General features: G+C 71.7%; 22 protein-coding genes and 5 pseudogenes. 12 read left to right on the top strand and 15 right to left on the bottom strand.

Annotation, left to right across the window (positions count from 1 at the left end; genetic code table 11):
* Positions 1-153 precede the first annotated feature (153 nt).
* Positions 154-753 carry a hypothetical protein gene (locus IE096_RS01170; RefSeq protein WP_189447457.1) on the top strand — a complete coding sequence of 200 codons (600 nt, stop codon included), beginning with the start codon at positions 154-156 and terminating at the stop codon, positions 751-753.
* A 78-nt stretch (positions 754-831) separates the two neighbouring features.
* Here the strand turns inward: IE096_RS01170 and IE096_RS01165 are convergent, their stop codons facing one another.
* Positions 832-1398, bottom strand: a complete 567-nt coding sequence (locus IE096_RS01165; protein WP_189447455.1) for an HD domain-containing protein — start codon at positions 1396-1398, stop codon at positions 832-834.
* Between the two features lie 317 nt (positions 1399-1715).
* On the opposite strand from IE096_RS01165, the gene IE096_RS01160 reads away from it, so the two are divergent.
* Positions 1716-1925 carry a hypothetical protein gene (locus IE096_RS01160; RefSeq protein WP_189447453.1) on the top strand — a complete coding sequence of 70 codons (210 nt, stop codon included), beginning with the start codon at positions 1716-1718 and terminating at the stop codon, positions 1923-1925.
* A gap of 197 nt (positions 1926-2122) precedes the next feature.
* On the opposite strand, the pseudogene IE096_RS01155 reads toward IE096_RS01160, so the two are convergent.
* Together IE096_RS01155 and IE096_RS01150 are read right to left on the bottom strand one after the other, a co-directional pair.
* A pseudogene (locus IE096_RS01155) lies at positions 2123-2589 on the bottom strand (winged helix DNA-binding protein).
* Positions 2590-2725: 136 nt separating this feature from the next.
* Positions 2726-3316 carry a hypothetical protein gene (locus IE096_RS01150; RefSeq protein WP_229819842.1) on the bottom strand — a complete coding sequence of 197 codons (591 nt, stop codon included), beginning with the start codon at positions 3314-3316 and terminating at the stop codon, positions 2726-2728.
* A gap of 712 nt (positions 3317-4028) precedes the next feature.
* On the opposite strand from IE096_RS01150, the gene IE096_RS01145 reads away from it, so the two are divergent.
* On the top strand, positions 4029-4304 hold the full coding sequence (locus IE096_RS01145; RefSeq protein WP_189447451.1) for a hypothetical protein: 276 nt from the start codon (positions 4029-4031) through the stop codon (positions 4302-4304).
* A 454-nt stretch (positions 4305-4758) separates the two neighbouring features.
* Here the strand turns inward: IE096_RS01145 and IE096_RS01140 are convergent, their stop codons facing one another.
* Both IE096_RS01140 and IE096_RS01135 read right to left on the bottom strand, forming a co-directional pair.
* The gene (locus IE096_RS01140; RefSeq protein ID WP_189447450.1) at positions 4759-5058 is read right to left on the bottom strand and encodes a hypothetical protein; all 300 of its coding nucleotides are present in this window, start codon (positions 5056-5058) and stop codon (positions 4759-4761) included.
* A gap of 260 nt (positions 5059-5318) precedes the next feature.
* Complete coding sequence (locus IE096_RS01135) at positions 5319-5819, bottom strand: transposase (protein ID WP_229819841.1); 501 nt, start codon at positions 5817-5819, stop codon at positions 5319-5321.
* A 96-nt stretch (positions 5820-5915) separates the two neighbouring features.
* Here IE096_RS01135 and IE096_RS01130 point away from each other — a divergent pair, with 96 nt between their 5' ends.
* Entirely contained in the window at positions 5916-6095 is a 180-nt protein-coding gene (locus IE096_RS01130; RefSeq protein ID WP_189447448.1) for a hypothetical protein, read from the top strand.
* A gap of 195 nt (positions 6096-6290) precedes the next feature.
* Positions 6291-6713: a carboxymuconolactone decarboxylase family protein gene (locus IE096_RS01125; RefSeq protein ID WP_189447446.1), complete on the top strand. Its 423-nt coding sequence runs from the start codon at positions 6291-6293 to the stop codon at positions 6711-6713.
* A gap of 44 nt (positions 6714-6757) precedes the next feature.
* Here IE096_RS01125 and IE096_RS01120 read toward each other — a convergent pair whose 3' ends face one another.
* The gene (locus IE096_RS01120) at positions 6758-7324 is read right to left on the bottom strand and encodes a hypothetical protein (RefSeq protein ID WP_189447443.1); all 567 of its coding nucleotides are present in this window, start codon (positions 7322-7324) and stop codon (positions 6758-6760) included.
* A gap of 1031 nt (positions 7325-8355) precedes the next feature.
* Between IE096_RS01120 and IE096_RS01115 the strand changes: the two genes are divergently transcribed.
* Both IE096_RS01115 and IE096_RS01110 read left to right on the top strand, forming a co-directional pair.
* A complete protein-coding gene (locus IE096_RS01115) occupies positions 8356-9255 on the top strand; it encodes a methyltransferase domain-containing protein (RefSeq protein WP_189447441.1) in 900 nt (299 codons plus the stop codon).
* A gap of 13 nt (positions 9256-9268) precedes the next feature.
* Positions 9269-9401 (top strand): annotated as a pseudogene (locus IE096_RS01110) (IS5/IS1182 family transposase); the annotation flags it as partial.
* A gap of 21 nt (positions 9402-9422) precedes the next feature.
* On the opposite strand, the gene IE096_RS01105 reads toward IE096_RS01110, so the two are convergent.
* Positions 9423-9797 carry a GNAT family N-acetyltransferase gene (locus IE096_RS01105; RefSeq protein WP_229819975.1) on the bottom strand — a complete coding sequence of 125 codons (375 nt, stop codon included), beginning with the start codon at positions 9795-9797 and terminating at the stop codon, positions 9423-9425.
* A 612-nt stretch (positions 9798-10409) separates the two neighbouring features.
* Between IE096_RS01105 and IE096_RS31135 the strand changes: the two are divergent.
* Both IE096_RS31135 and IE096_RS31130 read left to right on the top strand, forming a co-directional pair.
* Positions 10410-10568, top strand: a pseudogene (locus tag IE096_RS31135) (flavin reductase); the annotation flags it as partial.
* Between the two features lie 22 nt (positions 10569-10590).
* Positions 10591-10734: a hypothetical protein gene (locus tag IE096_RS31130; protein ID WP_229820003.1), complete on the top strand. Its 144-nt coding sequence runs from the start codon at positions 10591-10593 to the stop codon at positions 10732-10734.
* Between the two features lie 457 nt (positions 10735-11191).
* Here IE096_RS31130 and IE096_RS01095 read toward each other — a convergent pair whose 3' ends face one another.
* Both IE096_RS01095 and IE096_RS01090 read right to left on the bottom strand, forming a co-directional pair.
* On the bottom strand, positions 11192-11932 hold the full coding sequence (locus IE096_RS01095) for a dienelactone hydrolase family protein (protein ID WP_189447435.1): 741 nt from the start codon (positions 11930-11932) through the stop codon (positions 11192-11194).
* Between the two features lie 424 nt (positions 11933-12356).
* On the bottom strand, positions 12357-13241 hold the full coding sequence (locus IE096_RS01090) for an aminoglycoside phosphotransferase family protein (RefSeq protein ID WP_189447433.1): 885 nt from the start codon (positions 13239-13241) through the stop codon (positions 12357-12359).
* 775 nt (positions 13242-14016) lie between these two features.
* Here IE096_RS01090 and IE096_RS01085 point away from each other — a divergent pair.
* From IE096_RS01085 to IE096_RS01075, 3 genes are all read left to right on the top strand, one after another.
* On the top strand, positions 14017-16743 hold the full coding sequence (locus IE096_RS01085) for a BREX system ATP-binding domain-containing protein (RefSeq protein WP_189447431.1): 2727 nt from the start codon (positions 14017-14019) through the stop codon (positions 16741-16743).
* Positions 16744-16872: 129 nt separating this feature from the next.
* A complete protein-coding gene (locus IE096_RS01080) occupies positions 16873-17874 on the top strand; it encodes an AraC-like ligand-binding domain-containing protein (protein ID WP_189447429.1) in 1002 nt (333 codons plus the stop codon).
* The gene (locus tag IE096_RS01075; RefSeq protein WP_189447427.1) at positions 17874-18923 is read left to right on the top strand and encodes a helix-turn-helix domain-containing protein; all 1050 of its coding nucleotides are present in this window, start codon (positions 17874-17876) and stop codon (positions 18921-18923) included. Before IE096_RS01080 ends, IE096_RS01075 begins: the two co-directional genes overlap by 1 nt.
* 87 nt (positions 18924-19010) lie before the next feature.
* On the opposite strand, the gene IE096_RS01070 is transcribed toward IE096_RS01075, so the two are convergent.
* From IE096_RS01070 to IE096_RS31125, 6 genes and pseudogenes are all read right to left on the bottom strand, one after another.
* Entirely contained in the window at positions 19011-19937 is a 927-nt protein-coding gene (locus tag IE096_RS01070; RefSeq protein ID WP_189447425.1) for a VOC family protein, read from the bottom strand.
* A 120-nt stretch (positions 19938-20057) separates the two neighbouring features.
* Positions 20058-20783 (bottom strand): YoaK family protein, encoded by a 726-nt coding sequence (locus IE096_RS01065; protein ID WP_189447423.1) that lies wholly within the window; start codon positions 20781-20783, stop codon positions 20058-20060.
* Positions 20784-20809: 26 nt separating this feature from the next.
* Positions 20810-21106, bottom strand: a pseudogene (locus IE096_RS01060) (DoxX family protein); the annotation flags it as partial.
* Positions 21107-21222: 116 nt separating this feature from the next.
* A complete protein-coding gene (locus tag IE096_RS01055; protein WP_189447419.1) occupies positions 21223-21885 on the bottom strand; it encodes a hydrolase in 663 nt (220 codons plus the stop codon).
* Positions 21886-21954: 69 nt separating this feature from the next.
* Positions 21955-23829, bottom strand: coding sequence for an amidohydrolase (locus IE096_RS01050; RefSeq protein WP_189449454.1), 1875 nt, complete (start codon positions 23827-23829; stop codon positions 21955-21957).
* A gap of 299 nt (positions 23830-24128) precedes the next feature.
* Positions 24129-24232, bottom strand: a pseudogene (locus IE096_RS31125) (alpha/beta hydrolase); the annotation flags it as partial.
* Positions 24233-24266: the final 34 nt, after the last annotated feature.

Here is a 24266-nt window from a genome sequence, read left to right as displayed (position 1 = left end):
TCCGGCTGGGTGGTACGTCCTTTGCGTACTGGTCTCGACCATCGCGGGTGCCGCTCTACAAACGATCGACAACTCGTTAACGGACAATGGGGGATCCTGACCGACCGGACTCGGTAGGAGCCACCCGGAACACGGCAGAAAGAAGTGCTGACCATGGGAGCGGACATCACCGTCCTCATAGTGGACTGGCGTCACTTGGAGAACATCCCCGAACTCGAACGCGAGAGCGCGCTCATGGAGGCGGCGGATCCGGACGACGATGACGGACCGGTCGAGGACGGCTGGGCCTGGCTGCCACCGGCCCCCGAGGGGTTCCCGGCCTGGTGCGGGCGGTACGAGTTCGGCGGCACCCTGGGCTCGTACAAGCCGCACTTCTGGGCGGGCGAACGGTGGAACGCCATGCGCGAGCACGTCCCGGACGACCTGCGCACCGCGCTGGACGCCTTCCTCGCCGGGCTCGTCTGGGACCCGCCCGGCACCGGCACCGACCCTGGTGAGGACGACGCCGAACCGTGGCACGGCGCCCTGTGGACCTACTGCCCACCCCCTGACGTCCCCGCCTTGGCGCAGGCGTGGGACGCGGTCGTCCCCAGGCTCGAAGAGCTACGCGGACCGTTCACCGCCCACGTCACCGCCGACCCCGGGGAATGGGTCGAGCGGTTCGAAGAATTCACCAAGCTGCTCCACGGGTGGGCCGAGGTCGTCACTCAGGCCCACCGTCGCGGATGGGGGCTGGTCGGGCTGCCCATCTGATCCCGTTCCGCCCCGCGCCGTCGGCTTCGCCGGGCCGGAACTCCCCGGCGCACGGGTGGACCGGTGGTCCGGGACGGATCACGAAGGCCTCGGGCCCGGTCCGCCTGATCGAGGGGCTCCTCGGCGGCCGTCCAGTGCCGCGACATGCTCGCTCAGCTCTGCGAGCAGCGGTGGGTTGACGATGCGGACGATCGCCTCGATGTCCTCCTGGCGCGCGGCCGACCACAGCTGGGCTCTCGCGGACCGGTACTTCGCATCGAGGCGCTCCCGCTTGTCCGGCGGTAGCTGGGCGGCCCGGTCCGGGCGGGAGTTGTGAGCGTTGTCGGAGATCTTCACCAGGGTCGCCTGTGGGCTGGCCGTGATGCGTGCGATCTTCTCCTCGTACGGCATGCCGGGCACGTTGGTCACCGCCTCGACGATCTCGACGACCCGGTCGGGGATCCCGGTCTCACGCAGTCTCTCGGCGGTCCAGTCGGTGTCTTCCAGGATGTCGTGGAGCAGACCTGCCTTGACCAGGTCGTCACCGAACGGGGTGAGTCCGGCGGCCACCGCGCGGACGTGCTCGATGTACGGCACGCCGTTCTTGTCGACCTGCCCGGCATGCGCCCGGGCCGCAAGCAGATCGACCTCGCTGACGGACTTCATACCTGTTCCCTCCCGGCGGCTCCACCGCGTGTACCGCTTCTTCGTGCTGAACTGCCAGTTGACACGGTCTTCGTGGGTAGGGCACACAGTAGTCACCCCGCACACACGCCGCGCTCCCTAGGGCGACTTCGGCGAGCGCGAGACCCGCGTCGCCTCGGAGCCGGGCTACCGCATGTGCACCGGGGTCATTGACACGCTCGACCGGGACGTCCCGGAGGGCGGCCGGACGGCGTCCCAGGTCGCCCGCGATGAGGGCGCCGGGATGCCCGGCGTGCTGCTCACCGGCCTGGAGCGTGTGTATCAGGGCGACGGCAAGCATGGCCCTGTTCGTCTTCGTCGACGGGCTCGTGGACGCGATCCCCGGCATCCCCGTGATGACCAGCGGCACCCGGACCGCCGCCCGCACGGAGGCGACCGCTACACCCCGGCCGGCACCGTCCCCGGTACTGGGCGCCGGTGACGGCTGTCCGAACGGGGGGCCGTCGAGGGTCCAGCGCGGGTCGATGGGTCGGCCGAGCGAGGCGTAGACCTGGGCGGCGACGTCCGGGTGGCGGACGGTGCCGACGGGCGTGCCCGGCGGGAAGCGCGGTCCGCGGCCCGCGAGCCAGGCCGTGCGCTCCTCGGGGGTGTCGCCCCCGTGCCCGCCCGCGTCCACGTGGCCCCGGCGGTGCCGTAGCGGGTGCCGCGGGCCCGCGATGAGGTGAACGACCAGCCCCTCGGTCTGTCAGGCGGGTGTCCCGTTCGCGTCGCAGATCAGTTGCCGGAGCACTTTCACGGTGGTGACGTAGTCCGCGTCGCTGATGCCTTGGTGGAGGGCGGCGCGGATCGCGGGGGCGTTGCGCGCGAGGTCGACGCGGGCCTGTTCTCCCTTCTCGGTGAGCCACAGCCGGTCCTCGGCGTCCCGGGTCGGCCAGCCGCGCTCGACGAGCACCTTGGACTCCGCCGCCAGGTCGTCCTCGGGCCGGATGCAGGAGGCCATGGCCTCTCGCAGGTCGGTCAGGGGCATCCCCGCGCCGTCGGGCGAGATGTCGTTCGCCGACAGGTTGCGCAGCAGCCAGAACTGGGGCTGGGTGTAGCCCTTCTCGGCCTGCCGGGCGCGGGTGTACGCGATGAGCGCCTCGTAGGCGACGCGGTCCAGTAGGCGGCCGACTGCCCGGCGAGTTCGGCGTCCGGGGTCTGCTCGGTCGTCATGGGATGCCCCTCCTGGCGCTTCGGTTCCGGGCCCGCCCATGGGGCAGGCCGTACGGAGAACGTAGGACCTCAAGTGCGGTTGAGGGCAAGTATGTGATCTTCCGGACGTCGTCGACGTCAGACGGAGACCGGTCGGCTATTGCGCCGGACTGCCGCCGCCGAGGGGTTGCGCCATGGCGGTGGGTTCCTCTCCCGCCCGGTCGGCGGGCGACCGCATCGTGCCCCCGGTGCAGAAGACGCAACCTGCCCAGTGGGGCAGGGCGTCCAGGACCCGGTGGCGGACGCAGGAGGCCGTGAGGGCCATGTCCGGGGCCGGGAAGACCTTCTCGTCGGCGGGGCGCGGAGGCGGGATGAAGGCGACGACCGCGGCCCGGTATCGCCGGAGGTAGCCGGGTACGTACGGCGGCTCGTAGTCCAGCTCGTCCCAGCGGCGCCGTTCCAGCGCGAGGTCGATCACCCGCAGCACGAAGTCCTTGTTCCGCGCCCGCTCGTCCGGGGTGCCGCCCCAGTCGATGTCCTCCAGGCCGAATCCGACGACCCCGCGTCCCATGACGCTCTGGTCCTGCAGGGCCAGGAGCGCGGCGAACCGGAAGTCCCACGGCCGGCGGGCGAGGTCCGATACGGCCAGCCACAGCACGTCGAGGAACGCGGCCGTCCCGCCGTTGGACAGGTACAGGTCGTCATCCGTACTGCCGCTGCTGTTGCCACTGCCGAAGACGTTGCCCATCACGCCAGCCTAGGGGCTCGGCTCGCCGCAGCCGATCCACGAAGTCGTCGTGTGCGTCCCCGCCCCGCTCGCCGACCTCCTGCTGGGCGAGGAGTCTCTCGTGATCGTGGCCGTGGGCTCGTCCCACCCGGCGAACGCGCGGAAGTGACGATCGGGGACCAAGGCCGGTTCGAGCCGCAGTTCACCGTCCCACTGGAGTCCACTTCCGTGATGTCGACGGCACCAAGTGGTGCCACGACCAGGACGGCCAGCTCGCTCCGGCCCTCCAGCGGCAGGCCCTCGACGATGTGAACGATGAGGTGACGGAGTTCCTGGGCCAAGAAGGCGCCGACTGATCCGAGTGCGAGACGGATCCGTGTGGACGATCGAGCTGCAGCGCACAGCCAACGACAAGCGCCGTCTGGCTCGGCACCAGGAGCTGGGGCGCGTGCGTGTGCTGTCCGGCCACGCCGTACGCCCTTGGGGACTACCCCGGTGGTGAACGCCGCGTCGACTCCGGCCGACGGCGGCCGCCTCTGTCAGCGCGCAGCCGCAGGCCGCTGCGTCGGGAAGCGGCACCGGGAAGGTCGTCCACCTTTTGAAGAAGGTGGATGGTCAAAGCAGCATCCGGAGGCGGGTCTGTCTGTGTATGGCATCTGGTGGCACTTGACCCACTGACCTTAGGCTCCCGCTCACCTGTGTGCTTTCCACTCATTCGCAGAGAGGACGTCGGGTGTCTGACGAAGCGACCGGCGACGAGAGAGTCACCGAAGGTACCTGGGCCTTACCGCTGCTCATCATCATCCCCTTGGTGGCCATCAGGTACTTCTCGAGCATGTCCACGCCGTGGTTGGTGATCGCCTGGGCGCTGTGGGGTCTTGCGGCCCTGCTGGCCGTTGTCGGTTGGGTCGGCGTGGTGCGGCATGGTGTGGGTGACACCAAGTCGTGGTTCACCTGCGCGCTGCTGCACGTCGCTCTCGCCAGCCAGGTTGTCGCACTTCTGCGCTGAACAGCGCGTAGCTGAACGTGAGTTTGCCTCCCCGATCAGGTACGACCGGGGAGGCAAGTGGCTTGTGAGGCTGGCAGGCCACGCCGCACGCCACCGGGACCCACGGGGCGCAGGCGAGGTGCAGGTACCCCAGGCCGGACAGGCGCCGCACCGTCGCGACGAAATGTCGGCACGAGATCCATTCGCGGCGGCGACGCTTTGACAAGGGCGTACATGGCCTTCGCCGTGTCAGCCCTCTGCGGGTCCCTGGCCGCCGGGGTACCGGGACACCGGCGGGGGATGCGAGCGGCGCGGGGCGGGTTCATGGCCGTCCAGATCCCCACGCACGGCGTGGTGGCCGCACGGCTCGTCAGCTGAGCGAGCGGCCGCCTCCGCCCCGCATGGCCCCGCGTGCTTGAGTGCCCGGACCGTGGGCCCGAGGCGGGCTCAGCCGACGGGTGCCAGGGCGGCGTCGTCAGTCGCCGTTGAAGACGAGATACCGGTGAGTTTTGCGCTCGACTTGAGCAGCCAGAGCAAGGATTTCGTGCGCGGCCTCGGCTTCTTCGGCGGTTGAGCTGTCCGCCAAGGCCCGGAGTTCCGGGATGAGAACCCGGAGCTGCGACCGGTTGAACACGGTGTCGTCGTGGGGGTCGACGCATCCGAGCAGGGGCAGGTTCCGGCTCGCCGCCCGTCCGCACAGGGCAGCGATGGAACGATGAACGCACGTGGCTTCGACCGCGCCTGTGTATGTCCGAACCTGAACGCTGATCCCCATGAGGGCACACTAGTGCTCGCCAGTTGGTGCCGCCGAAGCATTTACGGAGGGCAGAGCCACTCGTTGATGGGACCATCAACACCGTCGCTTCGTAGCGTACGGCGAGCTTGTCGTAATTCGACCGCGTGCCGCTGCTTGTAGTCAGTCGTGTCGAACTTGGGCGTCGGCCACCCCTGAGGCCGAGGTTCCGTCGGTTGCGGACACGATCCGCAGGGACCGGGACCGTGGCCTTGATTCCGCGGCGACGCAGGTAGGAGCGGTTACGGCGGGAGTCGTATGCCTTGTCCGCACGTACTCGGTCCGGGCGCTTGCGCGGACGCACCCAGTCCAAGCCGGGGCACCCGGACCGCCTCCAGGACCGGCTCGAACTGCGGGGAGCCGCCTCGCTGGTCAGCCGTAATCACGCTCGACAGGGGCTTCTGCCCCTGCTCGACGGCGAGGTGGACCTTGCTCGTCAGTCCGCTGCGGGACCGTCCGAGTCCATGGTCGACCGGCTCGACGGCGATCCCGTCGGGCGGCTCCTTCTGGAGATCCCCCCTTTCCGCCGCCCCGGCAGCGTGCTGATGGGCCCGGCAGACGGAGGAGTCGACGTTCACGTCCCAGGTGATCAAGCCCTTGGCATCCGCCTCGGTCTGGAGACGGGCGAGGATCCTGTCCCAGGTGCCGTCCCGCTGCCGGCGCCGGAACAGGCCGTAAACCCGGTCCCACGGCCCGTAGCGTTCCGGCACGTCACGCCACGGGGGCCGGTGCGAGTCCGCCACCCGTACGCCGTCTATCAGCTGCCGCCGCGTCCAAATCCCCCCCGCGTCCACACCTGCGGCCGACCCCGGTTTGATACCCCGTGGGGCAGCAGCGGCTTGAGCCGGCCGGCGCGGGTGCGGGTGCCCGTGCCCGCCGTACGGTGGGCGGGGAACTACGCGGGGATGCCCGCCGTCCTCGTCGAGGTCAACGCCGTGGGCAGGGCCAAGGCCGTGGGCCCGGGCGGGGTCGGCTTCCGGCTCCGGAACTTCGGCGGCGCCGCGTCGTCGTGGGCGTGATGGCATCGGCCCGATCGCCGTGTGCCCCGCTCCGGGGCGGGGCCCACGGCGTCAGCGGCGACATGCGGGAGTGGCCGGCTTGCGTTGGAGTGTGCTCCAACTCTTAGTTTTCTGTCCGTGGCCGTCGGCCGCCTCTCGCGGAAGCGGGACGCGCCGCACGGCCGGAACGACACTGTGAGCTGGATGGAGCACGACATGACTGCCGAGAACACGACCGCCGAGACCCGCCAGGACCGTTTCGAGCGGGGGATGCGGGTGCTCGCCGCCATCGATGGCGAAGCGGGCGAGCGGGTCGTCTCCTCGCTCGCGGACATCTCGCCGGAGCTCGGCCACCAGGTCGCGGCCTGGGGCTTCGGCGACATCTACAGCCGCCCGGGCCTGGCGCCCCGGGACCGGCAGCTGGTGACCATCGGCATGCTGACCGCGCTCGGCGGGTGCGAGCCGCAGCTGGAGGTGCACGTCAACGCCTCGCTGAACGTGGGGCTGACGCCCGAGGAGATCGTCGAGGCGATGCTGCACTCCGCCGTCTACTGCGGTTTCCCCAAGGCGCTCAACGCGACGTTCGTGGCGAAGAAGGTGTTCGGCGAGCGCGGTCTGCTGCCGGTCGGGGGACAGTAGACCGGGGCGGCAGGGACGGTAGACCGGTCGGCAGGGCAGCGTGGTCAGGCGGCGGGGATGGTGGCGCGGAACTTGCCGGCGAGGTCGGCGCCGCGGATGACGCCACCCGTGTGGTAGGTCAGGCCCCAGGCGCTGATCGCGGATCCATCGGCGAAGAGGCACATGTCGCGCAGATGGTCGCTGTCCCGGGGCTCGCCGTCCTTGATCCAGCCGCCGACGTCGCTCTTGCGGTTGCCGAACTGGGTCGTCCCGCCCAGGTTCGCGCAGTAGACGGCGGACGGGTTGCCCTGCGGGTGCTGCGGCAGCGCCGGCTTGCGGACGTACGCGAGCGCGGCGAGGGTGGGCAGGTCGGCGGCGAGGGTGTCGGCTGCCACGGTGATACGGGACGTGTCGGCGGCGGTGAATTCGCACAGCTCCCGCTGCCCGCCGAGCGGGCTGAGCCTGCCGCCGGCGTCGTAGAAGGGCCGGTACGTGCCGGCGACGCCGCCCTGGGACGCGCACCAGGCGGCCGGAGTGCGCGGGAGCGGCTTCGACGGCTGCGCGGTGGCCTGTGTGGCGGCCGCCGCCACAGCGGCCGTGACGAGGGTGACGGCAAGGACGCGTGCTCGCATGTTGCCTCCCGTGAGCGATGAGGCACACAGTCTCCAGCGGGTCGTGTGTACGCGTCAACGACGCGTTCCGCTTCGGGCGGCAGGCCGCCACCAGCGTCCACACACTCTCGGACATCCGCAACAAGCGCCGCCGCCGCATCAACTTGCGCCTGGACCAGATGATCCGGCTGCTGCACCGCTTGAACGGGCGCCCGGGTGGGCGTGGCAGGCTTGCTCGGTGATATTTGAGTTTGCTCCTTACTCTCTGAACTGGGGAGAGGTGGACCCTGCCCGTCATTCGTTCGACGCCGCCGCGGCAGCGCAGGTGGTGCACTCGCTCAGTCCGGCCCAGCACGTGCCGAATCGCCCCGGCATATCCGTCACTGATATATCCGTCACTGATCCGGCGATGAGCGCCTGGAGCCACGGTGAGGCCACGCTCTGGGCCGACGCCATGTCGCACGCGCTCGCCGAAGGGGACTTCGGTGGCAGGCCGGTCGGGAACTGGTGCTGCTAAGAGAAGCGCAGTCTGAAACGCGCCTCTGCTGTCTCCTCTGCCGTCTCTTCTGCGACGACCTCATTGAGCCGGGACCGACGCATGCGCACCTGGACGGCTCCGCGCGGACGGCAGACGATCCCCGCCTGGTGGACCATGCCGGCGGCTCGAGGACGCGGTGGCCCGCCAGGTCGAGGCCGGAAGCAGGCCGAGGGCTACCTCATGGCACTGATCCGACAAGCGTCCCGGGCACCGCGGCGGCGCGACGAAGCCCACGTACGGGAGAGCCAAGTCCCGCATGCGTGGCAGGAATTTACGCTACTCAAGACCAGATCTTCCTGAACGCCATGTACCCCGCGCCCTGGCCGCATACCGTGAAGGCCACGGCTACGGAACGGTGGGAGGGACGTGATGGGAGGCCAGGACCGGCAGTCCGGCGATGGCGAGGTCGGCGGGCCGTATTCCAGCCCCGGGGACCCCGGCAACCCGATGCCCGAGGAAGAACCCCTGCCCGAGGAGGACGACTAGTCACCCAGGTCAGGAGATCCGACCCGCCATGGCAGACGCCAAGTTGCTCAGGCAGCAGTGCCTGGACCGGATGGAAGCGGACCCGCGGAACTACTTCGGGGGTCTGGCCTGGCTGCGCGAGGCCTTCATGGCCATCCCTCGCGAGCATTTCGTGCCCACCCGGGTCTGGTGGCCACGCCCGGGCGACGACGGCCTCTACAAGCTGATCGACCGGGACAAGACGCCCAACGCCTGGCTGAAGGCGGTCTACCGGCTCCGAACCCCCCTCATCACACAGATCGACGACGGCGCCGTACCCGCAAGCGGGCCGGCGACGGGCTGGTTCACCTCCAGTATCTCCTGCATCACCGTCGTGATCGAGATGCTGCGTCACCTCGCACCACGTCCGGGCGAGCGCATCCTCGAGATCGGGACGGGCACCGGCTACTCCTCCGCCCTCCTCGCCCACCGCACCGGCCCCGGCACCGTGACCAGCATCGAAATCGACCCCCACATCGCCGCCCACGCCCGGCAACGCCACAGTGCCCTCGGCGCCGACGTGCACACCATCACCGACGACGGGGAACTCGGCCACCCCGCGGCAGCCCCCTACGACCGGATCGTCTCCATGGCCTCAGTCCGCCGCATCCCACCAGCCTGGCTCCGGCAACTGCGCCCCGGTGGCGTCCTCGTCGTCCCACTGGACACCCCCTTCGGCTGGGACCTGACCGTCCTTTTCACCGGTACCGGCCACGGGACGGCCGTGGGCCGACCGGTGGCCACTGTGGAGTTCATGCGCGTGCGTGGCCAGCGTGGAGCACGGCCCCACGGCGAGCTCGGCTGGCCGGCGGATGCCGCCCCCCAGCAGTGGCGCGACTACGAGGTCCGTGCCGACCAGGACGGGCAACTCATCCAGTTTGTGCAGAGGCGCACCCCGGTCCGGCCGTAGGACAGAGCCCCCTTGTTACGAGCGACGCGCGGATGTCATCAACGCCTTCTTCCCCCCTCGCCGACACGATCACCACCGTCCGCAGCCCGATCCGTCGAGCCTGGACCACCCACCGCTGGGACAGTCGGCCCGCACGTCGGCGCTGAACACCTCACCCCTTGTGCCTCCTACTCGCCAGCGGCAACTCGTGATGACCGCGCGGGCAGTGCCTTCTCGTAGCACACCGACAGCGGGTCCTGATCGTGCGGCGGGTAGTTCGCGATCCTGCGGTACCCGGCCCGCTCGTACAGGCGCATCGCAGCAGGCTGCCGGACTCCCGTCTCCAAGAGCATCGACCGGCTCCCGAGCCTCAGGGCGAGCTGCTCGGCCTCTGCCAGCAGCATGTCAGCCACCCCCTGTCCCCGGACAACCGGGGACACGAACATCCGTTTCAGCTCGCATGTCTCCGGACCAACCGGCTGCACAGCACAACACCCCACCACCTGGTCGTTCGTCCGAGCCAGTAGATACCGGGCTTCTGGAGCCAAGGGAGCCGGCTGCATCGGGCGGAAGGCCATACATCGGAATCAGCTCCGCCGTCATCGCATCGACCAATGAGCACAGACCCGGGTCATCGGCCCTACAAGGAGAAACGGCAAACATCACGCCACCTTCACACCGCCCCACGTTCTCCCACTACAGCCAGATCGCAGGCCACTCATTGAACACCAGCACTAAAGCGCGATTACGGTACGCGGCACTCTTAGTGCAGAGATCCCTGGTAGGGGGCCGGGATGCCGGCGCGTTATGGCCAGGTGGGGGAGGGTCCAGGTGGCGGGCGATGGCGCGCAGGGCCATCCCCTGATCCAGCAGCTCGTGCACGGCGGCGTGGAGACGGCGGGCGCGGGCCGCGGCGACCCCGCCGGGCGTGCGGGGCGCGGTCGCCTCGGGCCGGGATCGGGCGGGCAGCCGGCCAGGCCGGGTTGCTGCGTCAACGCGCCGCATGCCACCGGGCGTTGGGTGACCACGAGGCGGAACGGGACGACCTCGACGCGGCCCGTACAGCTGCCGGTTCCGCGGTGTGGGCCGGTGCGGCATGAGCCACCTCCCCCTGCCGCAGGACGTGGCACCGGGGCATCAGATACCCAGATAGGTCGGGTAGGCTCCACCGGTTCATGCGGACGTGGGGCGCCGGCGTCACCGTGGTCACCAGCCGACGTCAAGGGTGGTCCGTGGGCTGCACGGTGACCGCGTTCACCTCGGTTTCGCTCCGGCCCGCCCTGCTCCTGGTCTCCCTGGCCGACGGCAGCCGCACCCTTGCGACGGTCCGGGCACGGGGCGTGTTCGGGGGGCAACGTGCTTGCCGGCGACCAGGCGGCGCTCGCCTGGCCCGTGGCCGACCACACACTGGTGCTGGGCCGTCCGAGTCGCTACGGCGCGCTCCGCGAGGTCGTGCCCCTCATCCGCTTCAACGGCGTCAGCGGCCCGCTCGACACCTGAACGCCTTCTGTTCTGGATGCCGTTCGCCCATGCGCGGACGTGATCCGACGTCTGTCAGCGGGCCGCCGTCCCCCTTGACCTCTGCCTCGGTGAAGCGGGTGCCCGTCATCCTTCGGAGCGGGCCTGGGCGGGGAACTCGTCGGCCCGTGCTCCCTGAGAATCAGGACACCGGGGATGGGTCGGTGTCATGGGGTGGCTGTACGGCCCTGGGGCGTACAGAAGACGGTGCCCTTCTACTTGTTGAACACCGGGACTTTTCGACACCGTTGTGGAGGTTGAGCGATTCTCATCGATTCTCATCGAAGATTGAGTAGGCCGGACAGGACGGGCCCGCCGGGGGTGTCCGCTGGGCGTCGTGGAATGAACAGGCCCCGCCCTGAGGCGGGGCCTGTCGTCTCGATGAGCAGCATCCTGGCCGACGGCGCCTACCGTGTGCGGCCTGGCCGGCGGCCCGGTCTCACTTCAGGTGCCGGGCGAGGAATCGGCCCGCTTCGTCTCCCGCGGACTGCGGGACGCCGGTGTGCCCGCCCATGTTGGCGTGCAGGGTCTTCTCCTTGGTACCGAAGGCGTCGAACAGGTCCAGGGCCGCCTGTCGGTCGTTCCCCTCGTCGTCCCACTGCAGCAGAACGTGCAGCGGAATGGTGACCTGGCGGGCCTCCTCGAACGTGGCGCGAGGGACGAAACTCCCGGCGAACAGAACGGCAGCCGAGATGCGCGGCTCGACCACCGCAAGGCGGACGCCGATGGAGATCACTCCACCCGAGTAGCCGACCGGGCCGCCGATCTCGGGCAGCGACAGGAGAGCGTCCAAGGCTGCCTGCCATTCCGGGACCGCCTTGTCGACCAGGGGGAGGATGAGGGCGTCGATGATCTCGTCGGTGACCGGCTCGCCGGTCTCCATCGCCCGGCGCAGGTCGGCGAGAGCCTGCTCGGCGGCGGGCTCACGGGGCCGGTCACCGCTTCCGGGAAGCTCGATGGTGGCCGTGGCGAAGCCGTCCGCCGCAGCGTGCCGGGCTCGGGCCGCCAGCCGGGGGTACGTCTTGCGCAGCCCGAGGGGAGGGGGGCCGAGCAGGATCAGCGGCGCCGGCGCGGATGTGGATGCAGATACGGGCGTCCAGAGGATGCCGGGGATCTCGCCGAGGGTGAATGCGCGCTCGAGGATGCCGTCGTCGAGGTGTTGCTCAGAAGTGAAGTGCATGGTCATGCCTTTCGGGAGGGCTCAGAGACAGCGCTCCCGGACGACCTATCGCCCGACCGTGACCCCGGAGGGGAGCACCCATGTCGATACTGCGTTCACGGGTACCACCTCCTCGTTCTCCAGCACGGCCTCCGGAAACGTAGCAGTGGTCGCCGTGGTCCTCCAACGGGTTTTCGCGGAGGCCCCGTCGCCGGAGCTGCTCGACCTGCCCGTCCCGCACTGGTCGGCCCGCCCAATCTTCGATGAGAACCGCTCAACCTTCTGTCGGGTACCCGGATGAGTCGGGGTGGTTCAGGCTCCTGACCTGAGGTGCGCGGATTCAGCTGAGACACCTGGACAGCGTTGTCTTGCCCAAGACCGGGTATTTCATTGCGAGGCGCATGCCTTGAGCACGCCTCCATGCCCCTTGCCGCAGATGCGTGGTTCATCCGGCCGGTTCTGCGAGGACCTCGGTGACGGCGCGGCGTCCCAGCTCGGCCATGGCGGGGTTGGTGTGGCGGTAATAGTCGATCCCGCTGACGAAGGTGAGTGCCCATCCTCGTCCCCGGGCCCAGGCAGCGTCGTCGAATCCTCCTGCCGCGCGGAAGGTTTTCCGGGTCTCCGCACTGAGCACCGTCCAAGCGGCGATGGCATCGCAGGCGGGGTCGCCCACTCCTGCGGTGCCGAAGTCGATCACCGCTCGGAGCCGACCGTCGCCCACGAGGATGTTGCCGGGGATGAGATCGCCGTGTGTCCACTGGGGTGGCCCGTCCCAGTCCGGCTGGTCGAGGGCTTGTTCCCAGGCGGACAGGAGGGCGGGGGCGTCGATGTCGTCCGCCGCCTTGGCGGTCCACTCCCGCACGGAGGCGTCGCGGGTGCGCAGGGGTACGCTCCGGTAGCCCGGGCGGGCCCCCGTGGTGTCGGCCTTGCGCAGCGCTGTGACGAACTCGCCGAGGTCTCTGGCGAGCCGGTGGCCGTCGGGGAGCTCATCCGGCTCGGTGGTGGGGTGCGAGCCGTCGATCCAACGGCTGACCGCCCACGGAAAGGGGTACCCGTGTCCCGGTTGTCCCACGGCGATCGGCTCGGGCACGGCAGTGGGGAGGCAGGGGGCCAGCCGTGGCAACCAGTCCTGCTCGAAGTCCACTTGGCCGACAGCGTCCTCCATCCGGGGCAACCGGACCGCAAGCTCGTCGCCCAGCCGGTAGATCGCGTTCTCGGTGCCTGCGGAGTTCACCGGGCTGATGGGCAGATCCGCCCATTGCGGGAATTGGTGTGTGAGTAGCCGCCGCACCAGCGCGCCGTCGGTCGGAATCTCATTCTCATGCATCATCGGTCCGAGACCCTAATGAAGCGGCCGGCGGAGGGACATCGATTTTTTCCGGACATCCCGGCGGATTCCGCACCCCCGGGATCCCGGGCTCAGGGACGGCGCTGATGGCTGCCTCGATGGCTTGCGCGGTCTCAAGTACCGTCAAAAAGCGCTTCGCAAGGTTGGGCATAACGGATTCCGTTCGGCAGCGTGCGCATCGCGTGGTCCCAAAGCGGTCCCACTGGGTGTGCCCGGGCACGGCTTGACCGGTTCCCCTCGCAGGGCGACATCGAGAAGTCGAGGGCGCCGCCACCCTCCCCGCTGACTGCCCGCTTTTGACGCCCAGGGTCGCGCCCACGACTGGCCGCAGGGCCGTGTGGCGGGCCATTGGACCTCTTCGGCCGGCAGGGCGGCGGCCGCGGACCCTGCGGGGCGAGCACGCAGGAGACCGATTCCGCGAACCTCCTCCGGTGGCGAACCGGCTGGCGAACCAGCTGGGGAACCGGCTGGGGAGGCGCGCGAAGTGGTGAAGACGGACCCTCGGTCGTCGCGGTGGCGGGTGCGTCCGAAGCCGTGGCGAGACTCCCGCCTGGCATGCCGCACGCAGGGCGAGTGCGAAGGTGGTGTGAGCGCACTGGGGCTCGATCGCGAAGGCAGGCGAGGCCCTCGGTGCCTCGCGCCCCGCCCGCGTCGCCGCATGTGTTCGAAGCCATACCCAGCGTGGCACTGGTGTTCTGACGGGCAGTAGCCTTGGGCGCCCGGGGAGCGGGCCGGTCGGCCCGAGGGGGGACGAGGGGTGGCGGAGGACGGGCGGGTTCCGGTCCTGGTCGGGCGGCGGCGGGAGACGGAGCTGCTGACCGCGGCGCTGGTCCAGGCGGTGGACGGCGCGAGCGGCTCCACGGTACTGCTGCGCGGAGACGCCGGAGTCGGCAAGAGCACGCTGCTGGCCTGGGCGGAACGCGCGGCCCGCGAGCGTGGATTCACCGTCCTGCGCGCGGTCGGCACGGAGGCGGAGACGGACCTCGCGTTCGGAGCCCTCCACCAGGCCTTCTGGGCACAGCTCTCGCGGTCCGGCGCCCTGTCCGCGCACCAGCGGGACGCCCTGGAGAGCGCGCTCGGCGTCCGCTCCGGGACTCCCAGCGGCTTCGCGGTCGGCACCGCGGCCCTGGCGCTGCTGGAGGAGGCGGTGCGCACCGCACCCGTGCTGCTGCTCCTGGACGACCTGCACTGGATCGACTCGTCGAGCGCGACCGTCTTCGCCTTCCTCCACCGGCGCTGTGCCGAACTGCCGGTGGTGATCGCCGGCGCGACCCGCCCCGACGGGCCGGCCGCTCAGACCTGGTCGGCCGAAGCCGTCGACGTGCGGGCCCTGCCCCGGACGGACGCGGCCCTGCTGCTGGGCCACCGCTACCCCGAACTCGCGGCGCCCGCCAGGGACCGGGTCCTCGCCGAGGCGGCCGGTAACCCCCTGGCGCTGGTGGAACTTCCGCGCCAGCTCGCGACCGGCCAGCAACGGGGAACCGCTCCGCTGCCCGAGCGGCTGCCCCTGGGCCGGAAGCTGGAGCGGATGTTCGCCGAGCGGCTGGGAGAGGTGACACCGGAGGTCGGCCGCCTCCTCCTGCTGGGAGCGCTGGCCACCGGCCCGGACTTCAACGACGGCGGCTGGCTGCGCGCCATCGCGGACGACAACGCGCGGGAGGTCCTGGAACGCGTCGAGGCCGGCGGACTGGCCCGGCTCGACCCGGCCGGACAACTGGTGTTCCGGCACCCCCTGGTCCGCACCGCCGTCGTCTCCGCGGCCTCCGGCACCGCACGCCGCGAGGCCCACCGCGCCCTGTCCGAAGCCCTCGCGCCGGACGACCCCCGACGGCTGGCCCACGAGGCGGCCGCCGCGCTGCTGCCCGACGAGGAACTCGCACACCGCCTCCAGGAGGCCGGCCGCGACCTCACCCGCCGCGGCGGCGACGCGGAAGGCGCGCTCCTGCTCGAACGCGCCGCCGCCCTCAGCCCCAGCTCCTGCGACCGCGCCCGAAGACTCACCTGGGCGGCCGTGATGTCGGCCCACGGCGGGCAACTGCGCCACACCGCCGCCCTGGTGGAGGAGCTGAAGACCAGCACAGTCCCGCAGGACGTCGCCCCGCTGTTCGCGTACGCGGTGGTCTACGCCGACCAGAGTCACCACGTCGACTTCGAGTCCTCCGCCGCACTGCTGCCCACGGCCCTCGACACGCTGACCGCCCCGGGCGCCGACACCTTCGGCGGGCTGGTCGAACAGGCCTACTTCAAACTGCTCCTGGCCGCGACCTACACGGACGACCCCTGGGCCTGGCGGGCCCTGGAACGGCACCGCGAGAAGGTCTCCGAGGCGGGCCGGCTGTGTCTGCGGGCCTGGACCGACCCGGGCCCGGACACGGCCACCGCGCTCCGGAAGGTGGCCGGGCAACTGACCGAGGAACAGGAGGCCGGCGCCGCCTGGCTCCTGCTGTGGACCGCTTCCGCGCTCGACTGCCCCGAGGGCGACCTGTGGCAGCGCTTCACCGGGCCGCACGGCTACGCCACCCAGGGCTCGGTCGCGAAGGCCAAGTGCCACCAGGACTTCCTGCTCGGACACTGGGACCAGGCGGCCGTCAGCCTGCGCGAGGCCGAGATCGCGGACGAACTCGGCTACCACACCAACGCCCTGATGTTCCGTCAGTACCACGCCCACTTCCTGGCCGGCCGGGGCGACGAGGCCGGACTGCGGGAGATCGAACGGGCGATCAGACCGACCGCCACCCGCGCCCGGATGCGCTACGTCCTCGACCGCCTGACCCACCTCCGCGGTCTGGCCGCACTCGCCCACCAGCGCTACGAGGAGGCGTACGCGCACTTCTGCGAGATCACCCCGCCCGGACGGCTGCCGGGCGGCCCGCCCTGGCACCACGCGCTGGTCTTCGACCTGGTGACGGCCGCCGTGCACACCGGCCGGCACGAGGAGGCACGGGCCCACCTCGCGGCCGGGCGCACGGCACGCTCCGCGGAGATCTCCGGCCGGCACGCCTTCCTGTACGCCGCCGCCACCGCCCTGGCCACCGCCGACGACGAAGCCGACGACGCCTACCGTGCCGCGTACGCCGTCCCGGGCGCCGAGCGGTGGGCGTTCGACCTCGCCCGGCTGCGGCTCGCCCACGGCTCGTGGCTGCGCCGCCGCCACCGGCCCGGAGCCCGGGAGCCGCTGCGCGCGGCCCATCACACCTTCCGCCGCCTCCAGGCCGCCCCTTGGGCCCGGCGCTGCGAGGAGGAACTGCGGGCCGCCGGCGAGTCCGTGACCCTGCCGCCGGACGGACCGGCCGAGGGACCGTCCGGCCTGACCGGCCAGGAACTGCGCATCGCCCGGCTGGCCGCGACCGGTCTGACCAACAAGGAGATCGGCCGGCGGCTCCAGCTGTCGCCCCGCACCGTCGGGGCCCACCTCTACAAGGTCTTCCCCAAACTCGGCATCACCTCGCGCGCCGCCCTCGCCCACGCCCTCGACGGCACCTGACCTGCCTCGCCGCCCGCCCCTCGCCGCCCGAGCGCGACAGTCAGATGACCTAATGTCGCGCGGCGCCCGAGCCACAGGCTGAGAGCGCGGGGACTTCGGCTGAAGGACGGTCAGGGGAAGGGCGGTCAGATGGGCGTGCGGTTGACGACCACGTCGGTCGTGGACGACGAGAAGGCGGGCTTCTGGAGCGAGGCGGTGTCGCGGACACTGGTACCGGTGGAGGTGCGCCCGCTCACCGGCCGGCCGTTCGACGGGCTGGTGGAGTCGCACCGGCTCGGGTACGTGCGGATCTCCACGCTGGAGGCGGACGCCGCCCGGCTCTCCCGCACGGCGGCGCTGATCGCCCGGGCACCGCTGGGCGAACCGCAGGTCGGCGTCGGCGTCCAGGTGTCGGGCCGTGCCGTCCTGGAGCAGGACGGGCGCCTCGCGGAGGTGCCGCCGGGCGGGCTCGTCGTGTACGACACGGCGCGCCCGTACACCGTCGACCACCCGGAACGGTTCCGCACCCACCTGTTCCACCTGCCGCGTCGGCTGCTCGGCGTGCCGGAACGCGACCTGCGGCAAGCGTCGGCGACGACCGTCGGCCCCGAGGAGGGGCGCGGACCGGTGCTCCTGCCGTTCCTCGGCGTCCTGGCCGCCTCCGCGCACTCCTACCCGGCCCCGGTCGGCGACCGGCTGGCCGGCAGTGTCGCCGACCTGTTCAGCGCGCTGATCGCCCAGCTGTCCCACGCCCGGGCGGCGCACGAGCCGGGCAGCCCGAACGAACACCTGGTCAGCAGGGTGCGGGAGTACATCGACCAGCATCTCGGCGACCCGGAACTGTCGCTCCAGAGGATCGCACGCGCCCACCACATCTCCGTGCGCTACCTGCACCGGCTGTTCGAGGGCCAGAGGGTGACGGTGAGCCGGTTGATCCAGCGGCTCCGACTGGACGCGTGCGCCCGCGAGCTCGCCCGGCGCGACCGCGCCGCGCCGACGGTGGCGGCCGTCGCCCAGCGGTGGGGTTTCGTCGATCCGGCGCACTTCAGCCGGGCCTTCCGCGCCGCGTACGGCGTCCCGCCGCGAGAGTGGCGCTCGCTCCGGAGTGCCGATGCCGGCCGGTCCGGTCGACAGTCGTTCGGGGAGCACTGATGTCCGTCGTCCTCGACACCGCCGAGGTGCCGTCCGCCGATCGCGCCGAGTACTGGCACGAAGCCGTCTCCCGCACCTTCGTCCCGCTGGACGTGGCCCTGCTGGAAAGCGCGCCCGCCCCCGCGACGATCACCAGCCACCGGCTGGGCGCGTTGCAGGTCTCTTCAGTGCGGGCCGGCCCGCAGCGGGTCGAGCGCGGCGCGGGCCTGATCGCCCGCGGCGGGGAGGACCACCTCACGCTGGCGCTCCAGCACCGCGGCACCGCACGGCTGGTCCAGGACGGCCACCAGGTGGAGCTGCGGCCGGGCACCTTCGCGATCTCCGACGCCGGGCGGCCGTTCGCCAAGGAACTGCCGGAGCCCTTCGTCTTCACGGCCTTCCACTGGCCGCGGTCGGCCGTGGGGGTCTCCGAGGAGGACCTGCGGGTGCTCACCGCGACGGCCTTCGACACGGGCGACGGCACGGGGGACGGCACGGGCGACGACACCGCCCGGCTGGTGGCCACCTACCTGGAGTGCCTCGCCCGGTCGGCCGGCTCGATGGAGCCGCGACAGGCTTCCCGGCTCGCCACCACGGCGCTCGACCTGCTCGCGGTGCTCGCCCACGAGCGCCGAGGCCGCTCCCGCCCGGAGGCACCCGAGGCCGCCCTGGCCACCCTGGCCCGGGTGAAGGACCACATCCTGCGCCACCTCGGGGAACCGGACCTCTCGCCGGAACGGATCGCCGCGGCCCACCACGTGTCGGTGCGGTACTTGCACAAGCTCTTCCGCTTCGAGGGGGTGACGGTGGCCCGCTGGATCCAGTGCCAGCGGCTGGACGTGTGCCGCCGCGAGCTCGCCCGCCCGACGGCGGGCCGGGCGACCGTGGCGGCGGTCGCGGGCCGCTGGGGGTTCGTGAGCGCCAGTCACTTCAGCAGGGCGTTCCGTGCCGCGTACGGCGTCTCTCCTCGTGAGTGGCAGGCCTGTGCCGGAACGGGGCCGATGCCGGGCGCGGTACGGCTGCCGCTACCGGCCGCCGTACCGGGTTCGGGGTATGGCGTCGCGGTGTGAGCGCGGTGGCGGGCCGTCGACCACGACGGCCCGCCACCGGGCACCCGTAACTGATGACCGGTCAGCGGTCCCCGTCACCGGTCCCCGTCATCGGTCGGTGTGGATCTCCGCGATGTAGCCGCCAGGGAAGCGCACCATCGCGCTGTCCCGGCCGCCCGCCCGGACCGGACCCCACAGCACCGACGCGCCGGCGCCCGCCGCCCGCTTCAGGGTGGCGCCGAGGTCCGGCACTCCGTAGCCGGTGAGTTCCCGGCCGAAGGGGTGCGGCAGATGGCCGTCCGTCACGGCGACCGTCGTGGTGCCGAAGCCGGAGGTGAGCCGCAGCAGCCGGTACGTCGTGCCCGGCAGCCCGATCGCGGCGCCGTCGGCCCGGCGGTCGTCGGAGACGACGCGGCCCCGCGTGAAGGCGAGGTAGCTGCGCAGGAAGGCGCCCACCGAGTCGGGTGACAGGTAGAGCCGGTTCTCGGGGACGCTCGCCAGACCGGGATAGGACGGCGGGGTGGTGTGGACGTAGAGCTGGGCGTTGATCCCGCCGGGGAACTGCACGACGGCGTCCCGCCCGATCGGGTCGGCGAACGGTGCCACGGTCACGGCCGCGCCGTCGGCCCGGGCGGCGCGGACCGCCTCGTCGAGGTCGGTCACCAGCCAGCCGGTGCGCTCGGTGCCGAACGGGTGGGGGACGGGCGTGGTGTAGTCGAACACCGACAGCGTGCCCACCGGGGAGATGATCAGCTCGGAGAGCGTCCGGCTGGGCGTGGGTGTCACCTGAGTGGCGTTCGGCCCGATCGTGGTCCCGCCGAAGGTGGCCACCCAACTGGCCGCGAACGCCTGCTCCGTGCCCGGCTCGACGTAGACGTGAGTGGAGTCGTACTGAGGCCCGACGGCGAACTGCCGGTGCGGGCCCGGCGGCCGCGGCGGGGTGCCGCCCTGGGCCACCGAGGCGGTGGGGATCGCCGTCAGCGCGGCGATCGCCGCCACCAACGGGACCAGCCGTCGGACGAAGCGTCGTTTCATCGGGGACCTTCCGGTCGTCGTGTGCGCCTCGGCGGCGTCCGCCTGTACGGGCTGTACGGGCTGAACCGGGACGCCGGGGCGCCTGGTTGTCGTCGGTGCCGCTCAGATCAGCGGTGCTGCTCAGGTCGTCGGCGGGGCCCAGTGGGCGTCCGGGGCCGAGACCCGGCGGGCGGTCAGCGCGGTGACCAGGAGCAGCAGTGCGGCCAGGGCCAGGGCGGTGGCCGGCCGGCCGCGCAGCATCAGCGCCGCGCCCGCGAGGCCGCCGAGCAGCATCGCCAGCGCGGAGAGGATCCGGCGCCCCGGGCGCGGTGCCGCGCCCCCGGCCGCCGTCGAGTCGGCGGCGAGGCCGGTCAGTGTGAGGGTGAGCACGGTGGTGGTCAGGTCGGGCACGCCGAGCCGCCGGGCCACGGCGTTCTGCAGGCCCATGCCCAGGCCCAGCACGACGATCAGGGCGTAGCGGGCGCCTCCGTCCGCGGCCGCGGCGACGGCGGCCGCCACGGCCAGCAGGACCGTCTGGACGCCGGCGGCCAGGGCCAGCAGGCGCCCGCGGTGGGCCGCCGTCCGGCTGCCGAGCCGCCCGCCCACCAGCGCGCCGGCCAGGAAGGAGGCCAGCGAGACGAGCGAGGCCACGGCCGACAGCCCCGGGGCCCCGGCCAGGGCGAACCCCAGGAAGACCACGTTGCCGGTCATGTTCGCCACGAACACGTGCCCGAGGTCGAGGTAGCTCACGGCGTCCACCACCCCGGTGGCCACCGTCAGCAGCAGCATCAGCGGTGGCAGCGGGCCGTGGCGGTCCGTGCGCGGCGGGACCAGGGTCCGCAGGGCGTCAGTCAGCAGGGCGCGCACCGTCCGCTGCCTCCCCGGTCGTCGGCGTCCTGCACCCGGAGTCCGTGCGGCGGCTTGACGGTGATCGCCACCGTCATCACGCCCATGGCGACCATGGCCGCCGCCGGTGTGAGCGCGCCCAGGGCCAGGAACAAGCCGGACCCGACCTGCCCGGCGCCGGCGGCGAGGACGGTCAGCGGACCACCGCGGAAGCCGTCGCGCCGGAACTCCTCCGTCCCGCCGGCGAGGCCGTCGCCCCCTAGGCGGTGGCTCACCTTCTGCACCCCGTGGCCGGCGATGAGCAGGCCCACCACCACCCGGAGGATCAGCAGTCCGGTATCCATCGTGTCCTGTCCCTGTCCTGTTCCTGGGTTCCTGTCGCCGGGTTCCTGTCGCTGGGTTCCTGTTCCGGTGACGGCGTTCCGGCGACGGCGTTCCGGTACGGCGCCGGTGACGGGGCTCAGCCCGCGGCGTGCTCGCCGATGACCGCCTGGGCGTAGACGACCCCCAGGCCGTACGCGTCGGCGTGCTCCTTGACGATCTCCGTGACGGCGCCGTAGGTCTCCGTCCGCGCCCAGTCGCGCTGGAGCTCCAGCAGCACCTGGAGCCAGGTGACCGGCACCGCGCCGGCCTGCGTCATCCGCTGGATGGCGTGCTCGTGGGCCTTCGGGGAGACGCCGCCGGAGGCGTCGGCGACGACGTAGACCTCGTAGCCCTGGCTGATCATGGACAGGACCGGCAGGACCAGGCAGACCTCGGTCCACAGGCCGGCTATGACGATCTTGCCGCGTCCGGTGGCCTTGACCGCCTCGACGACCGCCTCGTCCTCCCAGGCGTTCATCGAGGTGCGGTCGAGGATCTCGGCCTTCGGGAAGACCGCCGCCAACTGCGGCAGCAGCGGGCCGGAGAAGGATTCGGAGGCCACGGTGGTCAGCACCGTGGGCACGTCGAAGGCCCTGGCGGCCTTGGCGAGGCCGACGGTGGCGTTGATGATCGCGGTGCGGTCGCCACTGCCGGTGCCGAAGAACATCTGCGGCTGGTGGTCCACGAACAGCATCACGGCGTTGTCGGGGGTGAGCAGGTCCGGGCTCGGGGTGGCGCTGACCTGGGTGAAGTCGACCATGACGGGGTCCTTTCGGTTCTCTTGGGGTTCTCTTGAGTTCTCTTGGGATCGGTTCTCTTGGGAAGGGAGTCAGAGGAGGAAGCAGGGGTCGAACGGCTGCTGGTGCTCCGTCGCCCGACCGCGTCCGGCTCGCCATCGGCGGTGCAGCTCCGATTCGGCGACGACCTGTCCGAGCAGCTCCGCCTGCCGGGCGCCCGTGCCCGGGGCCGGGCCGGCGGCCTGGTAGCCGCCGAAGCGGGCGACCGGGCTCCAGGCGGGGCTGACCGCCGGGAGTTCCTCGTCCATGCCCTCGTACTCCGCCGCGGCGTGGACGATCCGGCCGCCGACGACCGTCAGCACGGACTCGATGTGCGGGATCTCCTGCTCGGGCACGGTGAAGTAGTCGTCGGACAGGACGGCCAGGTCGCCGTAGCAGCCCGGTCGCAGTACGCCCTTGACGTCCTGCTCGCCGGTGAGCGCCGCGCCCGCCGTGGTGTACATCGCGAGCGCCGTCGCCCGGTCCACCCGGTTCCGCGGTGGGCGGATCGTCAGGCCGCCGACGGTGCGGCCGGAGATCAGCCAGTGGAGGGCGACCCAGGGGTTGTAGGAGGACACCCGGGTGGCGTCCGTGCCGGCGGCCACGGTCAGCCCGCGCTCCAGCATCGCGCGGACCGGCGGGGCGTCGGCGGCGACGCCGGGGCCGTACCGGCCGGTGAACACCTCGCCCTGGAAGGAGAGACGATTCTGCACGGAGAGCGAGCCGCCCAGCGAGGCGATCCGGTCGAGGCTGTCAGGGGAGACGGTCTCGGCGTGGTCGAAGAGCCACGGGTTGCCGGAGGGGAACAGACCCTCGGCGGCGAGCTTCTCGAACACAGCGAGGTCGCGCCGGATCGTCTCGTCGTAGGTCGCGTGCAGCCGGAAGCCCCAGCCGTGTTCCATGAGCAGGCGTACGGCCTTCTCGAAGTCTTCTTCGTAGGGGGTGAGTTCGGGGCGCGGCTCGGCGAAGTTCTCGAAGTCGGCGGCGGCCCAGGTGAGGTTCTCGCCGGCGCCGTTCAGCCGGAGCCACTCGTCGCCGTCGCCGGGGCGGACCGTCTCGATCCAGCGGGTGAGGTCGTCGAGCTCCTGACCGGGGGTCTGCGGAAACAGGTGGTAGGCGATGCGCAGCGAGAGCAGCCCCTCGCGGGCGAGTTCGGTGACCGTGGCGTAGTTCTCGGGAAAGCTCTGGAACCCGCCGGCGGCGTCGATCGCGGAGGTCAGCCCGAAGCGGTTCAGCTCGCGCAGGAAGTGCCGGGTGGAGGTCCTGCGGTCCTCGCCCTCCAGCACCGGCGCCTTGGCGAGCGTGGAGTAGAGGATCAAGGCGCTGGGGGCGGCCAGCAGCATGCCGTTGGGCTCGCCGCCGCGCCCCCGGACGATCTGCCCGCCCTTCGGGTCCGGGGTGTCCTTGGTGTGGCCGACGGCCTTCAGCGCCGCGCGGTTGAGGATCGCCGACTGGTAGAGGTGGAGGACGAACACCGGGGTGTCCGGCGCGGCCTCGTTCAGTTCGGCGGGCGTCGGGAGCCGTCGCTCGGCGAACTGCTCGGCCGACCAGCCACCGACGACCCGCACCCACTGCCCCTTGGGGGTGCGGGCGGCCTGGTCCCGCAGCATCGCCAGGGCGTGGCGCAGCGAGGTCACACCGTCCCAGCGCAGCTCCAGGACGTAGTTGAGACCGCCCCGGATCACGTGCAGGTGCGAATCGTTGAGACCGGGCACCACACGGCGGCCGAGGGCGTCCACGACGGTGGTGGACGGTCCGACGAGCGGGGCGACGTCCGCGTCGTCCCCCACGGCCGTGATCCGGCCGTCGCGGATGGCGAGGGCACCGGCCTCGGGGCGACGGGCGTCCCCGGTATGGATCTTCGCGTTGCGGACGACGACGTCAGCGGCGTCCTCGACGGCGCGGGGGACCAGCCCGCCGACCGGCATTGCAGGCACCTCGACGGCCTCCTGTCAGGGATCGGTCCGCCGCCCGGCGCGGGCGGCGGGGTGGGTGTCCGAGCGGAGCGGGGCCACTGTCCCGCGCCCTGTTCGGCTTCGCTTCGGCTTCCTGACGGGACGTTAGGCGGGTGGAGCGTGCCGGACTTGGCCAACAGCGCACCGGCTTCGGTCCGGGAGCGCACCGGCCGACCGGAGCGAGGACAGCGACGAGGCCCTCCCCCGTCCGGAAGGAGCGGGGGAGGGCCGGGGCTGTGCTCCGGGGCGAGGACTGCCGTCGCTTCGGCTACGGAGGGCAGTGCCTGGTGGAACGGCCCGTCCGGGTGCTCTCGACCGGCAGGATCCGGTCGCCCGTCCCGTGCAGGATCAGGGCCGGCACGTCGATGCGGGCGATGAGGACGGAGCACCAGGCGCCGATCAGCGTTCGG

The sequence above is a fragment of the Streptomyces abikoensis genome, assembly GCF_014648775.1.
GTDB classification, from domain to species: domain Bacteria; phylum Actinomycetota; class Actinomycetes; order Streptomycetales; family Streptomycetaceae; genus Streptomyces; species Streptomyces abikoensis.
The sequence above is the reverse complement of the archived record's forward strand: the minus strand, read 5'-3'. Positions and strand labels throughout refer to the sequence as shown.

Coding starts and splice junctions, on each gene's coding strand:
- IE096_RS01170 (WP_189447457.1), top strand. CDS start 154: ATGGGAGCGGACATCACCGTCCTCATAGTGGACTGGCGTCACTTGGAG.
- IE096_RS01165 (WP_189447455.1), bottom strand. CDS start 1,398: ATGAAGTCCGTCAGCGAGGTCGATCTGCTTGCGGCCCGGGCGCATGCC.
- IE096_RS01160 (WP_189447453.1), top strand. CDS start 1,716: ATGGCCCTGTTCGTCTTCGTCGACGGGCTCGTGGACGCGATCCCCGGC.
- IE096_RS01150 (WP_229819842.1), bottom strand. CDS start 3,316: ATGGGCAACGTCTTCGGCAGTGGCAACAGCAGCGGCAGTACGGATGAC.
- IE096_RS01140 (WP_189447450.1), bottom strand. CDS start 5,058: ATGGGGATCAGCGTTCAGGTTCGGACATACACAGGCGCGGTCGAAGCC.
- IE096_RS01125 (WP_189447446.1), top strand. CDS start 6,291: ATGACTGCCGAGAACACGACCGCCGAGACCCGCCAGGACCGTTTCGAG.
- IE096_RS01120 (WP_189447443.1), bottom strand. CDS start 7,324: ATGCGAGCACGCGTCCTTGCCGTCACCCTCGTCACGGCCGCTGTGGCG.
- IE096_RS01115 (WP_189447441.1), top strand. CDS start 8,356: ATGGCAGACGCCAAGTTGCTCAGGCAGCAGTGCCTGGACCGGATGGAA.
- IE096_RS01105 (WP_229819975.1), bottom strand. CDS start 9,797: ATGCAGCCGGCTCCCTTGGCTCCAGAAGCCCGGTATCTACTGGCTCGG.
- IE096_RS01095 (WP_189447435.1), bottom strand. CDS start 11,932: ATGCACTTCACTTCTGAGCAACACCTCGACGACGGCATCCTCGAGCGC.
- IE096_RS01090 (WP_189447433.1), bottom strand. CDS start 13,241: ATGATGCATGAGAATGAGATTCCGACCGACGGCGCGCTGGTGCGGCGG.
- IE096_RS01080 (WP_189447429.1), top strand. CDS start 16,873: ATGGGCGTGCGGTTGACGACCACGTCGGTCGTGGACGACGAGAAGGCG.
- IE096_RS01075 (WP_189447427.1), top strand. CDS start 17,874: ATGTCCGTCGTCCTCGACACCGCCGAGGTGCCGTCCGCCGATCGCGCC.
- IE096_RS01070 (WP_189447425.1), bottom strand. CDS start 19,937: ATGAAACGACGCTTCGTCCGACGGCTGGTCCCGTTGGTGGCGGCGATC.
- IE096_RS01055 (WP_189447419.1), bottom strand. CDS start 21,885: ATGGTCGACTTCACCCAGGTCAGCGCCACCCCGAGCCCGGACCTGCTC.
- IE096_RS01050 (WP_189449454.1), bottom strand. CDS start 23,829: ATGCCGGTCGGCGGGCTGGTCCCCCGCGCCGTCGAGGACGCCGCTGAC.